Below are 13,807 nucleotides of genomic sequence, written 5' to 3'. Positions count from 1 at the left end.
AAGTCAATTCAGAGTAGCGCTCAGTAGCGGCGCAGATCCAGGGTAAAGGGCAATTCAGGGTCGATCTGCAGGGCCGGCACAGGTACATTGCCGGGAGTATGTCCAAGGCGGAAAAAGCGCGCCTGGCGTCGGCTCTGGGCTTCGTTGGCATTGACCGGCTGGGTTTCGTAGTTGCGCCCACCCGGATGCGCCACGTGGTACTGACAACCGCCCAGCGAACGGCCCATCCAGGTATCGAGCAGGTCGAATACCAAAGGTGCATGCACCGGGATGGTGGGCTGCAGGCAGTTGGCCGGCTGCCAGGCGCGATAACGCACGGCAGCGACAAACTCGCCCACTCGTCCTGTCGGTTGCAGCGGCACGGCCACACCATTGCACGTCAGCCGATAGCGTTCGCCGCTCATGCCGCTGACCTTGACCTGCAGGCGCTCCAGAGACGAGTCGACATAACGTACGTTGCCATTGCCGCTGCCCTCCTCACCCAGCACATGCCAGGGCTCGAGGGCCTGGCGCAGCTCCAGTTCAATGCCCTTGACCGCGTAATCGCCGACCTTGGGGAAGCGGAACTCGAAATGCGCCGCGAACCATTCGGCACGCAACGGATAGCCCGCGGTATTGAGCTCGACCAGTACATCGGCAAAGTCCTGCTCGATGAAATGCGCCAGCATGAAACGGTCATGCAGCTCAGTGCCCCAGCGAGCGAGACGCTTCGGTGCATAGGGCTCGCGCCAGAAGCGCGCCACCAGTGCCCGTAGCAACAGCTGCTGGACCAGGCTCATGCGTGCATGCGGAGGCATCTCGAATGCGCGCAGTTCGAGCAGGCCCAGGCGCCCGGCCGGGCCATCCGGCGAATACAATTTGTCGATGCAGAACTCGGCGCGATGGGTGTTGCCGGTCACGTCGATCAGCAGGTTGCGCAGCAGCCGGTCCACCAGCCACGGTGCGCACGGCTCGCCGGGGTCGGGCATTTGCGCGAAGGCGATTTCCAGTTCGTACAGCGCGTCATTGCGTGCTTCGTCGACCCGCGGCGCCTGAGATGTCGGCCCGATGAACAGGCCGGAAAACAGGTACGACAATGACGGATGGTTGTGCCAATAGCTGATCAGGCTGCGCAGCAAATCCGGGCGCCGCAGAAACGGTGAGTCTGCCGGCGTGGCACCGCCGAGCACAAAGTGATTGCCGCCACCGGTGCCGGTGTGGCGCCCGTCGATCATGAACTTTTCGCTGATCAGTCGCGTCTGGCGGGCTTGTTCATAGAGAAACTCGGTGCTTTCGACCAGTTCATCCCAGTTGGCCGATGGCTGCACATTGACCTCAATCACGCCTGGGTCAGGGGTTACCTTGAAGTTGAGCAAGCGCGGGTCGGCGGGTGGCTCGTAGCCCTCAAGGATCACCGGGCAATTGAGCTCGGTCGCACTGGCCTCGATTACCGCCACCAGCTCAAGGTAATCCTCAAGCCGCGACAGCGGAGGCATGAACAGGTACAAGCGCCCTTCCCGCGCTTCGGCACACAAGGCTGTGCGGGTCAGCCAGTCGGCCGAGGCATCAACCTTCGGCGTTGGCTGTTCCTGCTCATCGACAACCTCAGCGGCACTGGCCGCTGCCAGTGCATCACGAGCGGGCAAGTCGCCTTGAGCCTGATTGGGGTCGGTCGGGTGTACATAGGGATACTCTGCGGCACTGACCCACGGCTGCGCCGCCAAAGGCAGGCGGTAGCCCAGCGGCGAATCCCCCGGCACCAGCCGGCAATGCTGATCACGCAGGAACCAGCGGCCACTCTGCCAGCGTTGCTCATCGGCGCTGCGCGCCAGCGGCAGGACCTGACCGATGACCTTGTCCAGACCCTGGCCGAACACCTTGCGCAGACCCGCTCGCTCCATCTCGTCGGTCAACCGCGCATCGTCGACGCGGACGTTGGACGGCAGGCCGCCTTCGCGCCACAGGTAATACAAGGCATCTTCGTAGGCGGGAAACACATAGCGCGTGGGCAGTTTCAGGCGCTCGGCAATGCTCGCCAGAAAACGTCCGGCCAACCGGCTATCGGCGCCATAGTCTTGCTGCTCCTGGCCGATAAACGCCGGGTTGTTCCACACCGGTTCACCGTCACGGCGCCAGAAGCAGTTGAGTGACCAGCGCGGCAACTGCTCGCCGGGATACCACTTGCCCTGGCCAAAGTGCACCAGCCCCTTCGGTGCATAGTGCTTGTACAGGCGCTGGAACAACTCGCTGGCCAGACGCCGCTTGTTCGGCCCAAGGGCTGCCGTATTCCACTCGGCACCATCGGGGTCATCCAGAGCCACGAACGTCGGCTCGCCACCCATGGTCAGGCGCACATCCGCAGCCTTCAGATCGGCATCGACCTGACGCCCGAGGGCGACGATTGCCTGCCATTGCTCATCGCTGTAGGGCAGCGTCACCCGCGGGGATTCCCACAGCCGCTCGACGCTCATCTCATGGTTGAAAGTGCAGTCGCAGGGCTCGACCAGACCGCTGATCGGTGCCGCTGACGTCGGATCAGGGCTACAGGCCAAGGGGATATGGCCTTCACCGGCAAACAATCCGGACGTCGCATCCAGGCCGATCCAGCCCGCGCCGGGCAGGTACACCTCGCACCAGGCGTGTAGGTCGGTGAAGTCCGCTTCGGTACCGGAAGGCCCATCGAGGGCTTTGACATCGGCCGTCAGTTGAATCAGGTACCCGGAGACAAAACGTGCAGCCAGCCCCAGATGACGTAATAGCTGTACCAACAGCCAGGCCGAGTCGCGGCAGGAGCCGGAGCCAAGTTCCAGGGTCTGTTCCGGTGTCTGTACGCCGGGCTCAAGGCGGATCAGGTAGCGGATGTCCTGACTCAGCCGCTGGTTCAGGGCGACCAGAAAATCGACGCTGGGCTGTGGGGTGCGCTCGATACTCTGCAGGTAAGCGGCGAACGCGGGCGTCAGTGGCAGTTGCTCCAGATAGGGCATCAGCTCGTGGCGCTCGTCCTTCGCATAACTGAAGGGAATGGCTTTGGCATAAGGCTCAAGAAAGAAATCGAACGGGTTGAACACCGCCATCTCGGCGACCAGGTCCACCTCTATGCGCAGCGAATCGGTCTTCTCCGGGAACACCAGGCGTGCCAGGTAGTTGCCTTGGGGGTCTTGCTGCCAATTGATGAAATGCCCGTCCGGCTGCACTTTCAGCGCATAGGAGAGAATCCGCGTACGGCTGTGCGGCGCCGGACGCAGGCGCACGATCTGTGGCCCGAGTTCGACGGCACGGTCGTAGCGGTACTCGGTGACATGGTTCAAGGCGACATGGATCGACACGGCGGGCCTCCTGCGAGCCTGGACGGTAATGGAACCGCGCAAGACTTATGCCATCCGGCATGTTCCGCGATTCCCTGCGCGCAGCCTGTTTCGGCGCACCAGAAGCGCACCGCGACGAAGCCGCCGTGCAAGCCTTGCACAGATTTGAGGCTTTGCCAGGAAGTTTGGGCTCGCTATGCACCTTCCTACACCAATCACAACTTCCCACAATCCTGTGGGAGCTGGCGTAGCCGGCGATGGGAGCTCCGCCGAGCAAGGCCAGAAACAAAAACGCCAGCCCGAAGGCTGGCGTTTTTATTAGCGCGGCACTGCCGGCTGGCGGGCGGGCTTTTTCTTGCCCTTGCCGCCGCCTTTGGCAGCCTCTTTGCGTTCCTTGGCAGCCTGCTGGTTACGGGCAAACGCCGCAGCCTTGGCCTGTTCGCGCTTGTCCCACGGATTGGAGCCGTCGCTGGCGCGTGGTGGCAAGCCGGTGTGCTGGGTCAGGATCTTCTGTTCCTTGGCCACCTTGTGGCTACCCGCCGGCGTGGAGTTCTTGCGTCGGGCACTCTGGTAGCTGTCGGTCGCTGGCTGGTGCAGCGGGATCAGCTGGTGCTTGCCCGGGCCGATCAGGTCGGCACGGCCCATACGCTCCAGGGCTTCACGCAGCATCGGCCAGCCCTTCGGATCGTGGTAGCGCAGGAAGGCCTTGTGCAGGCGGCGCTGCTGCTCGCTCTTGACGATGGTGACCGGGTCGCTCTTGTAGGTGACCTTGCGCAGCGGGTTCTTGCCCGAGTGGTACATGGCCGTTGCCGAGGCCATTGGCGACGGGTAGAACGCCTGGACCTGGTCAGCACGGAAACCGTTGCCCTTGAGCCACAGTGCCAGGTTCATCATGTCTTCGTCGGTGGTACCCGGGTGCGCAGCGATGAAGTACGGGATCAGGTATTGCTCTTTACCCGCCTCTTTGGAGTACTTCTCGAACATGCGCTTGAAACGGTCATAGCTACCGATGCCCGGCTTCATCATCTGATTCAGCGGACCTTCCTCGGTGTGCTCCGGGGCAATCTTCAGGTAACCGCCGACGTGGTGCGTCACCAGTTCCTTGACGTACTCCGGCGACTCGACCGCGAGGTCGTAGCGCAGGCCGGAGGCGATCAGAATCTTCTTCACCCCTGGCAGTTCACGGGCGCTGCGGTACAGCTTGATCAGCGCCGAGTGGTCGGTGTTCAGGTTCGGGCAAATGCCCGGGAACACGCACGATGGCTTGCGGCACGCAGATTCGATCTCGGGACTCTTGCAGGCGATGCGGTACATGTTCGCGGTCGGGCCACCGAGGTCGGAGATGACGCCAGTGAAACCCGGTACCTTGTCGCGAATTTCTTCGATCTCACGAATGATCGATTCGTGGGAGCGGTTCTGGATGATCCGCCCTTCGTGCTCGGTGATCGAACAGAAGGTGCAGCCGCCGAAGCAGCCACGCATGATGTTCACCGAGAAACGGATCATGTCGTAGGCCGGGATTTTCTCCTTGCCATACGCCGGGTGCGGGATGCGCGCATAAGGCATGCCGAACACGTAGTCCATTTCTTCAGTGGTCATCGGAATGGGTGGCGGGTTGAACCACACGTCCACTTCACCGTGTTTCTGCACCAGGGCGCGGGCGTTGCCCGGGTTGGTCTCCAGGTGCAACACGCGGTTGGCGTGGGCATAGAGCACGGCGTCACCGCGCACTTTCTCGAACGATGGCAGGCGAATCACCGTCTTGTCGCGGGTCATGCGCGGGCTGGCCAGGATCTGCACGACCTTGGCTTCGTTCGGGTCTTCAACCGGTCCCTTCTCCTGCTCGATGGCGCAGGCCTGGGTGTCCTGGGTGTTGACGTACGGGTTGATGATCTTGTCGATCTTGCCCGGACGGTCGATACGCGTGGAGTCGACTTCGTACCAGCCCTGCGGCGTGTCACGACGAATGAACGCAGTACCGCGGATGTCGGTAATGTCTTCGATCTTCTGGCCAAAGGACAGGCGCTGGGCCACTTCGACAATAGCCCGCTCGGCGTTGCCGTACAGCAGGATATCGGCGCAGGCGTCGATCAGGATCGAGTGACGGACCTTGTCTTGCCAGTAATCGTAGTGGGCGATCCGGCGCAGGGAGGCTTCAATGCCACCGAGGACGATCGGCACATTCTTGTAGGCCTCTTTGCAGCGCTGGCTGTAGACCAGGCTGGCGCGGTCCGGACGCTTGCCGGCCAGGCCGCCCGGCGTATAGGCATCGTCGGAACGGATCTTCTTGTCGGCGGTGTAACGGTTGATCATCGAGTCCATGTTGCCGGCCGCGACGCCGAAGAACAGGTTCGGCTCGCCAAGCTTCATGAAGTCGTCTTTGGACTGCCAGTTTGGCTGGGCGATGATGCCGACACGAAAGCCCTGGGCTTCCAGCAGACGGCCGATGATGGCCATGCCAAACGACGGATGGTCGACGTAGGCGTCGCCGGTCACGATGATGATGTCGCAGGAATCCCAGCCGAGCTGATCCATCTCTGCCCTGCTCATCGGCAGGAAAGGCGCTGGTCCGAAGCATTCGGCCCAGTACTTGGGATAGTCGAAAAGTGGTTTGGCTGCTTGCATGTCAGTGACCGGTGGCTAATCGATGAAAAATCGCGGGCGCGGAATATAGCACAAAAATTGACCAATTCCGACGTTAAAGGTCGGAATAGGTCATTTGGCCTTATTCGTCGTCGTCGAAGTTGTAACTACCTGGCGCCAGGTTTTCAAAGCGCGTGTACTTACCGATGAAGGCGAGGCGGATAAAGCCGATCGGGCCGTTCCGCTGCTTGCCGATGATGATTTCGGCAATGCCTTTGTGCTCGGTTTCCGGGTGATACACCTCGTCACGGTAAACGAACATGATCACGTCGGCGTCCTGCTCGATTGCACCCGATTCACGCAAGTCGGAGTTCACCGGGCGCTTGTTCGGACGTTGTTCGAGGGAGCGGTTGAGCTGCGACAGGGCCACCACCGGGCAGTTGAACTCTTTGGCCAGGGCCTTGAGCGAGCGGGAGATCTCGGAAATCTCGTTGGTGCGGTTGTCGCCGCTGGAGCCCGGAATCTGCATCAGCTGCAGGTAGTCGATCATGATCAGGCCGACTTCGCCGTGTTCACGCACCAGGCGACGGGTACGCGCGCGCATTTCCGATGGGCTGATACCAGCGGTATCGTCGATGAACAGCTTGCGGTCGTTGAGCAGGTTGACCGCCGAGGTCAGGCGCGGCCAGTCGTCGTCTTCGAGCTGACCGGAACGCACCTTGGTCTGATCGATGCGGCCCAGGGAAGAGAGCATACGCATGATCAGCGATTCACCTGGCATCTCCAGGGAGTACACCAGGACCGCCTTGTCGCTGCGCAACACGGCGTTCTCCACCAGGTTCATGGCGAAGGTGGTCTTACCCATGGACGGACGACCGGCGACGATAATCAGGTCGGCCGGTTGCAGGCCGCTGGTCTTCTCGTCAAGGTCGGTGTAGCCGGTGGACAGGCCGGTGATCGCGCTGTCGGTATTGAACAGCGTGTCGATGCGGTCGATGGCCTTGGTCAGCAGGTCGTTGACGCCCACCGGGCCACCGGTTTTCGGCCGTGCTTCGGCGATCTGGAAGATCTGCCGTTCGGCTTCATCGAGAATCTCGGCGGCGTTACGCCCCTGGGGGTTGAAGGCGCTGTCGGCAATCTCGTTGCTGATGCTGATCAGCTGACGCAGGGTCGCCCGCTCGCGGATGATCGCCGCATAGGCCTTGATGTTGGCCACCGACGGGGTGTTCTTGGCCAGTTCGCCGAGGTAGCCAAGACCACCGATTTGCGAACTCAGCCCTTCCTTGTCCAGCTGCTCGTGCAGCGTCACCACGTCGAACGGGGCGTTCTGGTCGGCGAGCTTGTGGATGGCGCGGAAGATCAGACGGTGGTCATGCCGGTAGAAGTCGCCGTCGGAGACTTGATCGAGCACTCGCTCCCAGGCGTTGTTGTCCAGCATCAAGCCACCGAGCACGGCCTGTTCGGCCTCGATGGAATGCGGCGGCACCTTCAGGGCAGAGGTTTGCAGATCATATTGCTCGGGGGCGGTTATCTCGTTCATGGCCACGCAGGAATCAGGGTGATGAAAAAGACAAAGGGCACGACCTGCAAAGCAGGATCGTGCCCGATGTTAACCGGCTGGCACGCGAGGTGCCAGCCGATTGGTCCAGCTTAGGCTGCGACAACAACCACGCGAACGGTGGCTTCAACGTCGCTGTGCAGGTGCACGGCAACGTCGTATTCGCCGACGTTACGGATGGTGCCGTTCGGCAGACGAACTTCAGCTTTGGCCACTTCAACGCCGGAGGCGGTCAGGGCGTCAGCGATGTCGTGGGTGCCGATCGAACCGAACAGCTTGCCTTCGTCACCGGCGGTGGCAGTGATGGTCACTTCCAGCTCGGCCAGTTGGGCAGCGCGGGTTTCAGCCGAAGCTTTTTTCTCTGCAGCCAGTTTTTCCAGCTCAGCACGACGCTCTTCGAACGCAGCCAGGTTGGCAGCGGTAGCAGCGGTGGCTTTGCCGAATGGCAGCAGGAAGTTACGACCGTAACCGGCCTTAACATTTACCTTGTCGCCCAGGTTGCCCAGGTTGGCGACTTTTTCCAGCAGGATCAGTTCCATTTGGTAATAACCTCTTAACTTTTAACCTTCACCGTTCGCGGAATCGTTATCAGCACCTTTAGGGGGTGCCTTGCGACCGCGAAAATCAATCAGGCTGTCGACAATGGCCAAAACCACGAGCAACGGATAAGTCAGCTGCATGAACAGCAGCAGTGTCACGTACATCCCGACCAACCAGAACTTGCCCAGTCGTCCTTGCGCCACCAGCCCATGCATCAGGGCAAGCCCTGCAAACATCAGCGGTACGCTGCACAGCGGTGTCAACATCGCCAGTTCAGGACCGAAATTCGGTCCCACCAGCATGAGCACCAACAGCACCAGCGCCGGCACCAGGGGAAGCCTGACCGCTTGAAACTCGCGGCCAAAACCACCCGGGTTATACAACACTGCCTGCCAGTAACGGCCCAACATCAGGGCCAGCACACTGACGGCTTGCAACAATGCCGCTATCAGGCCGTTGAGCACTGGTGCGATCAGGCTGCCCAGGCGGGCCCGCTCCTCTACCGACAACTGCTGGTAGAGACCGTCGAGCATCTGCGGCAGGGCTTTTTCAAGCGCTCCAGCCAGAGCTTCGATCGGTTCGCGGAACACCGAACCCAGAACTACGCCATACACCAGGCCCACAGCGATGCTGAACAACAGCACCCGGTTCCAGGACTGCCCGGCGCGCAACAGCGCAGCCAGCCCCAGCGTTCCCAGCAACACCATCAAGGTGCGCGGCTCGCCGAAGAACCACCAGGCCAGCGCAGGCAATAAAGCCCAGGCGAGGATCCCGGAGGCGTCCTTGAAACCGCGCCGCAGGAACACCAGGCTCCCGGCGGCGGCACTCAACCAGAACAACAGCGGCAACGCCGCACAACCCACCACCACCAGGGTGGCTTGCACGCGACCGCGCATGATGAAATCAGCTAAGGCGCGCATGCATTCTATCCTTTGCTACTTGTCGACGACCCGGTCTCAGCGGCCGTGGCTGTCGGTGTAGGGCAGCAGGGCCAGGAAGCGGGCGCGCTTGATAGCGGTAGCCAGCTGACGCTGATAACGAGCTTTGGTACCGGTGATACGGCTTGGAACGATCTTGCCGGTTTCGGATACGTAAGCTTTCAGGGTGTTGAGATCTTTGTAATCGATCTCTTTCACGTCTTCAGCAGTGAAGCGGCAGAATTTACGACGACGGAAGAAACGTGCCATGTAATAGGCTCCTCAAAAGGTCCGTGGATTACTCGTCAGCGTTATCGCTGTTGTCGCTGTCATTGCTGTCGTCGCCATCGGCGCTGTCAGCATGCTCAGGACGGTCGCGACGCTCACGGCGCTCACTGCGGTTTTCTTCAGCCTTGAGCATCTCGGATTGGCCGGTGACGGCTTCGTCGCGACGGATGACCAGGTTACGGATCACGGCATCGTTGTAGCGGAAGTTGTCTTCCAGCTCGGCCAGGGCCTTGCCGGTGCACTCAACGTTCAGCATCACGTAGTGAGCCTTGTGAACATTGTTGATTGCGTAGGCCAGTTGACGACGGCCCCAGTCTTCCAGACGGTGGATCTTGCCGCCGTCTTCTTCGATCAGCTTGGTGTAACGCTCAACCATGCCGCCGACTTGCTCGCTCTGGTCAGGGTGGACCAGAAAGATGATTTCGTAATGACGCATGAATGCTCCTTACGGGTTGTAGTCTGCCACCAGAGTGGTCAGACAAGGAGTGAATGACACTGTATGTCTTGCCTTGGGTGAAGGCGCGTGAACGCCCGCCAACATGGCAAGGGGCGCAATTGTAGAGAAGCGCCGATGCACACGCAAGGTAATTGGTGAAGAATTGAACAGCTGCAGGAGCGGATTTATCCGCTCCTACGGGGAATCAGGCCTTGGTCTTGGCTTTGGCCTGACGCTGACGAACGGCCTCGAACAGGCACACGCCAGTCGCCACCGACACGTTCAGGCTGCTGACGCTACCGGCCATCGGCAGCTTGACCAGAAAGTCACAGTGCTCGCGGGTCAAGCGACGCATGCCCTTGCCTTCGGCACCCATGATCAGGATGGTCGGGCCGGTCAGGTCTTGCTGGTACAGCTCCTGCTCCGCCTCGCCAGCGGTGCCGACAACCCAAAGGCCACGCTGCTGGAGTTTCTCCAGCGTGCGTGCGAGGTTGGTCACGGCCACCAGCGGGATCACTTCGGCAGCGCCGCAGGCAACTTTGCGCACTGCCGGCGTCAGGGTTGCCGACTTGTCCTTGGGCACGACCACTGCCAGGGCACCGGCAGCATCAGCGGTGCGCAAGCAGGCACCAAGGTTGTGCGGGTCGGTGACACCGTCAAGCACCAGGATCAACGGCGCGCCTTCGGTGCGATCCAGCAGCTCCTCGAGCATCGCTTCGCCCCACACCTGGCTCGGGCTGACCTCAGCCACCACGCCCTGGTGCACGCCTTCAACCCAGGCGTCCAGCTCGCGACGCTCGGCCTGGCCGACCGCAACCCGGTTCTGCCCGGCCAGGTCGACAATGACCTGCACGCGCGGGTCGCTACGACCTTCCGACAACCAGATCTGCTTGACCCGCTTGGGGTGATGGCGCAACAGGGCTTCTACGGCGTGAACGCCGTAGATTTTTTCCAACTGACTCATGACTTGGCCTTGGGTTTACGTGATCCAGAGCTCGCTTTTGGCGGCCCCTTGCGATGCTTGCTCGGTTTCTCCGACGACTTGCCGGCCTTGGCCGCCGACTTGCCGCTGGAGTGCTTGGCATCGGACATCAGCGCCTTTTTCATTTCCCGGCTTTTGCGCACTTCGGCGTTTTTCGCCGCGGCATGGGACGGGAAATAAGCTTCGGCGGTTTCGCTTTTCTTGCTCCGGCGTGCAGGCTCAGCCTTTGGCGCCTCGGCCTTGTCGAGCACCGGAACCGGCTTGCCGTCTTGCGGGCGCACGCCTTCGGAACGCTGCTTGCGGCCAATCGGCGCCTTCAGGGTGTTCTCGGCCATTTCGAAGTCGATCTTGCGCTGCTCCAGATCGACGCGCATTACCCGCACTTCGACGGTGTCGCCCAGACGGAAGCTGCGACCGGTACGCTCACCGGCGAGACGATGATGCACAGGATCGAAGTGGTAGTAGTCACCCGGCAAGGCACTGACATGCACCATGCCTTCGACGTAGATGTCGGTCAGTTCGACGAACAGGCCAAAACCGGTCACCGCGGTGATCACACCCGGGAAGCTCTCGCCGACGCGGTCTTTCATGTACTCGCACTTGAGCCAGTTGACCACATCGCGGGTGGCCTCGTCGGCCCGTCGCTCGCTCATCGAGCACTGCTCGCCAAGCTGCTCCAGGGTCGGCTCGTCGTACGGGTAAATGCGTGCCTTGGGAATGCTCATGGCACCGGCGCGCTTGACGTGCGGGGTTTCCTGACGCGAACGGATCACGCTGCGGATGGCGCGGTGAGTCAGCAGGTCGGGATAACGACGGATCGGCGAGGTGAAGTGCGTGTACGCCTCGTAGTTCAAGCCGAAGTGGCCGTTGTTGTCGGCGCTGTACACCGCCTGGCTCAGGGAACGCAGCATCACGGTCTGGATCAGGTGGAAGTCCGGACGCCCGGCGATGCTCGCCAGCAATGCCTGGTAGTCCTTCGGCGACGGACCGTCTTTGCCTTTGTGCAGCGACAGGCCCAGCTCACCGAGGAAGGCGCGCAGTTTTTCCAGGCGCTCCGGCGGCGGACCGTCGTGGACGCGGTACAAGGCAGGAATTTCGTGCTTTTTGAGGAATTCGGCGGTGGCCACGTTGGCGGCCAGCATGCACTCCTCGATCAGCTTGTGGGCATCGTTGCGCACGGTCGGCCGGATTTCGGCGATCTTGCGCTCGGAGCCGAAGATGATCCGGGTTTCCTGGGTTTCGAAGTCGATCGCGCCACGGGTGTGACGGGCCGCCAGCAGCACTTTGTACAGGGCATAGAGCTGTTTGAGGTCCGGCACCACGTCGCTGTACTGCTCGCGCAGGGCTTTGCCTTCACGGGTACGGGCATGCTCGAGCATGCTGCTGACCTTGTTGTAGGTCAGGCGTGCGTGGGAGTGGATCACCGCTTCGTAGAACTGGTAATCGACCATCTGCCCGGACTTGTTGATGGTCATTTCACAGACCATCGCCAGGCGGTCGACGTGCGGATTCAGCGAGCACAGACCGTTGGAGAGCTCTTCGGGCAGCATCGGTATGACGCGCTCAGGGAAGTACACCGAGTTGCCGCGCACCTGGGCTTCGGCATCCAGGGCAGAACCCAGGCGCACGTAGCTGGAAACGTCGGCGATCGCCACGTACAGGCGCCAGCCACCGGAGAACAGGCGCAATTTGCCCAGGCTCTCGCAGTACACCGCATCGTCGAAGTCGCGGGCATCTTCGCCGTCGATGGTGACGAACGGCAGATGGCGCAGGTCGATGCGATGCTCTTTGTCTTTTTCTTCGACTTCCGGCTTGAGCTTGCGTGCTTCCTTGATAACGGCCTCTGGCCAGACATGCGGAATATCGTAGCTGCGCAGCGCAACGTCGATTTCCATGCCCGGCGCCATGTAGTTGCCGATTACTTCGGTGACATCGCCCTGAGGCTGGAAGCGCGGGGTTGGCCAGTGAGTGATCTTCACCTCGACGAACTGACCGATCCTCGCGCCGCCGTTACGACCCGGGGTGATCAGCACTTCCTGCTGAACCTTGGGATTGTCCGGGGTCACGAAGCCGATACCGCCTTCTTCGAAGTAGCGGCCAACGATGCTCTCGTGGGCGCGGGAGATCACTTCGACCACCACGCCTTCACGACGACCGCGACGGTCGAGACCGGAGACCCGCGCCAGGGCACGGTCACCATCGAACACCAGGCGCATCTGTGCCGGGCTCAGGAACAGATCGTCGCTGCCGTCATCCGGGATCAGGAAGCCGAAACCATCACGGTGGCCGGCAATGCGGCCGAGGATCAGGTCCAGTTTGTCTACCGGGGCATAAGTGCCACGCCGGGTATAGATCAGCTGACCGTCACGCTCCATCGCCCGCAGGCGGCGGCGCAGGGCTTCGATCTGGTCTTCGGTGGTCAGGCCGAACTCTTCGACCAACTGCTCGCGGGCAGCCGGCGAGCCGCGCTCGTCCAGGCGCTGCAGGATCAGCTCACGGCTAGGAATAGGGTTTTCGTATTTTTCCGCTTCACGAGCGGCCTCGGGATCGAGGGTCTGCCAATCGGCCATTAGGAGGGGTTCACCTTGTCTATATAAGGGTTAGTTTGGCATAGGCGTATTGAAACCGGAAATTTCAGGCTTGGACAGCCCTCTCAGAGGCCCCTGGATGCTGCCAAAACCATCATAAGGAACAATGACTTGAAAATTTTAAGATTTTTTCTGAACGGGGCTTTACAGCCCTCAGGGGCATCCGTATAGTGCGCACCACAACGACGGACAGCGTCGTTATAGTTGAGATGCAACCTGATGTGAAGCATCATGTGACCTTAGCGAAATGCCCAGATGGTGAAATTGGTAGACACGCCAGCTTCAGGTGCTGGTGACCTTACGGTCGTGGAAGTTCGAGTCTTCTTCTGGGCACCAATTTCAAATCTTAGAACTGTTTAGCACTTCTGAGATTTACTGCAAGACGCTACACTGTTTTCGTTACAAGCTACACCGCTTCATTTTGCCCAGATGGTGAAATTGGTAGACACGCCAGCTTCAGGTGCTGGTGACCTTACGGTCGTGGAAGTTCGAGTCTTCTTCTGGGCACCAATTCAGATCAAACCCGCGAAAGCGGGTTTTTTCGTTTCTGCCTTCCACACATTGTGGGAGCGGGGGGGGGGGGGGGGGGGGGGGAAAAAAAGGAGAAAAAGCGATGGAGCGAGAAAGCCTC

The 13,807-nt window shown here is 60.9% G+C and carries 9 protein-coding genes and 2 tRNA genes; 2 read left to right on the top strand and 9 right to left on the bottom strand.

The window, feature by feature from the left end; all coding sequences use genetic code 11:
• Positions 1-20: 20 nt before the first annotated feature.
• The 9 genes from ACO6VD_RS16975 to rnr all read right to left on the bottom strand — a co-directional run bounded on the left by ACO6VD_RS16975 (position 21) and on the right by rnr (position 13,158).
• Complete coding sequence (locus tag ACO6VD_RS16975) at positions 21-3,305, bottom strand: DUF2126 domain-containing protein (RefSeq protein ID WP_422420738.1); 3,285 nt, start codon at positions 3,303-3,305, stop codon at positions 21-23.
• Between the two features lie 297 nt (positions 3,306-3,602).
• Positions 3,603-5,909 carry a YgiQ family radical SAM protein gene (locus ACO6VD_RS16970; RefSeq protein ID WP_400172244.1) on the bottom strand — a complete coding sequence of 769 codons (2,307 nt, stop codon included), beginning with the start codon at positions 5,907-5,909 and terminating at the stop codon, positions 3,603-3,605.
• Between the two features lie 100 nt (positions 5,910-6,009).
• Positions 6,010-7,407 (bottom strand): replicative DNA helicase, encoded by a 1,398-nt coding sequence (dnaB, locus tag ACO6VD_RS16965; protein ID WP_038615183.1) that lies wholly within the window; start codon positions 7,405-7,407, stop codon positions 6,010-6,012.
• A 110-nt stretch (positions 7,408-7,517) separates the two neighbouring features.
• The gene (gene rplI / locus ACO6VD_RS16960; protein ID WP_045196876.1) at positions 7,518-7,964 is read right to left on the bottom strand and encodes a 50S ribosomal protein L9; all 447 of its coding nucleotides are present in this window, start codon (positions 7,962-7,964) and stop codon (positions 7,518-7,520) included.
• A gap of 21 nt (positions 7,965-7,985) precedes the next feature.
• Positions 7,986-8,885 carry a hypothetical protein gene (locus ACO6VD_RS16955; RefSeq protein ID WP_400172245.1) on the bottom strand — a complete coding sequence of 300 codons (900 nt, stop codon included), beginning with the start codon at positions 8,883-8,885 and terminating at the stop codon, positions 7,986-7,988.
• Between the two features lie 36 nt (positions 8,886-8,921).
• Positions 8,922-9,152 (bottom strand): 30S ribosomal protein S18, encoded by a 231-nt coding sequence (gene rpsR / locus ACO6VD_RS16950; RefSeq protein WP_009403887.1) that lies wholly within the window; start codon positions 9,150-9,152, stop codon positions 8,922-8,924.
• A 28-nt stretch (positions 9,153-9,180) separates the two neighbouring features.
• Positions 9,181-9,606 carry a 30S ribosomal protein S6 gene (gene rpsF / locus ACO6VD_RS16945; RefSeq protein ID WP_010221605.1) on the bottom strand — a complete coding sequence of 142 codons (426 nt, stop codon included), beginning with the start codon at positions 9,604-9,606 and terminating at the stop codon, positions 9,181-9,183.
• A gap of 205 nt (positions 9,607-9,811) precedes the next feature.
• Positions 9,812-10,570 carry a 23S rRNA (guanosine(2251)-2'-O)-methyltransferase RlmB gene (gene rlmB, locus ACO6VD_RS16940; protein ID WP_422420736.1) on the bottom strand — a complete coding sequence of 253 codons (759 nt, stop codon included), beginning with the start codon at positions 10,568-10,570 and terminating at the stop codon, positions 9,812-9,814.
• Positions 10,567-13,158, bottom strand: a complete 2,592-nt coding sequence (gene rnr / locus ACO6VD_RS16935; protein WP_422420735.1) for a ribonuclease R — start codon at positions 13,156-13,158, stop codon at positions 10,567-10,569. The genes rlmB and rnr overlap by 4 nt, the downstream gene beginning before the upstream one ends.
• Positions 13,159-13,425: 267 nt before the next feature.
• Here rnr and ACO6VD_RS16930 point away from each other — a divergent pair.
• A tRNA-Leu gene (locus tag ACO6VD_RS16930) sits at positions 13,426-13,512 on the top strand.
• Positions 13,513-13,599: 87 nt separating this feature from the next.
• Positions 13,600-13,686 (top strand) — tRNA-Leu (locus tag ACO6VD_RS16925).
• Positions 13,687-13,807: the final 121 nt, after the last annotated feature.

The organism is Pseudomonas sp. GZD-222, assembly GCF_049310525.1.
Lineage (GTDB): Bacteria > Pseudomonadota > Gammaproteobacteria > Pseudomonadales > Pseudomonadaceae > Aquipseudomonas.
The sequence above is the reverse complement of the archived record's forward strand: the minus strand, read 5'-3'. Positions and strand labels throughout refer to the sequence as shown.

Coding starts and splice junctions, on each gene's coding strand:
- ACO6VD_RS16970 (WP_400172244.1), bottom strand. CDS start 5,909: ATGCAAGCAGCCAAACCACTTTTCGACTATCCCAAGTACTGGGCCGAA.
- dnaB (WP_038615183.1), bottom strand. CDS start 7,407: ATGAACGAGATAACCGCCCCCGAGCAATATGATCTGCAAACCTCTGCC.
- rplI (WP_045196876.1), bottom strand. CDS start 7,964: ATGGAACTGATCCTGCTGGAAAAAGTCGCCAACCTGGGCAACCTGGGC.
- ACO6VD_RS16955 (WP_400172245.1), bottom strand. CDS start 8,885: ATGCGCGCCTTAGCTGATTTCATCATGCGCGGTCGCGTGCAAGCCACC.
- rpsR (WP_009403887.1), bottom strand. CDS start 9,152: ATGGCACGTTTCTTCCGTCGTCGTAAATTCTGCCGCTTCACTGCTGAA.
- rpsF (WP_010221605.1), bottom strand. CDS start 9,606: ATGCGTCATTACGAAATCATCTTTCTGGTCCACCCTGACCAGAGCGAG.
- rlmB (WP_422420736.1), bottom strand. CDS start 10,570: ATGAGTCAGTTGGAAAAAATCTACGGCGTTCACGCCGTAGAAGCCCTG.
- rnr (WP_422420735.1), bottom strand. CDS start 13,158: ATGGCCGATTGGCAGACCCTCGATCCCGAGGCCGCTCGTGAAGCGGAA.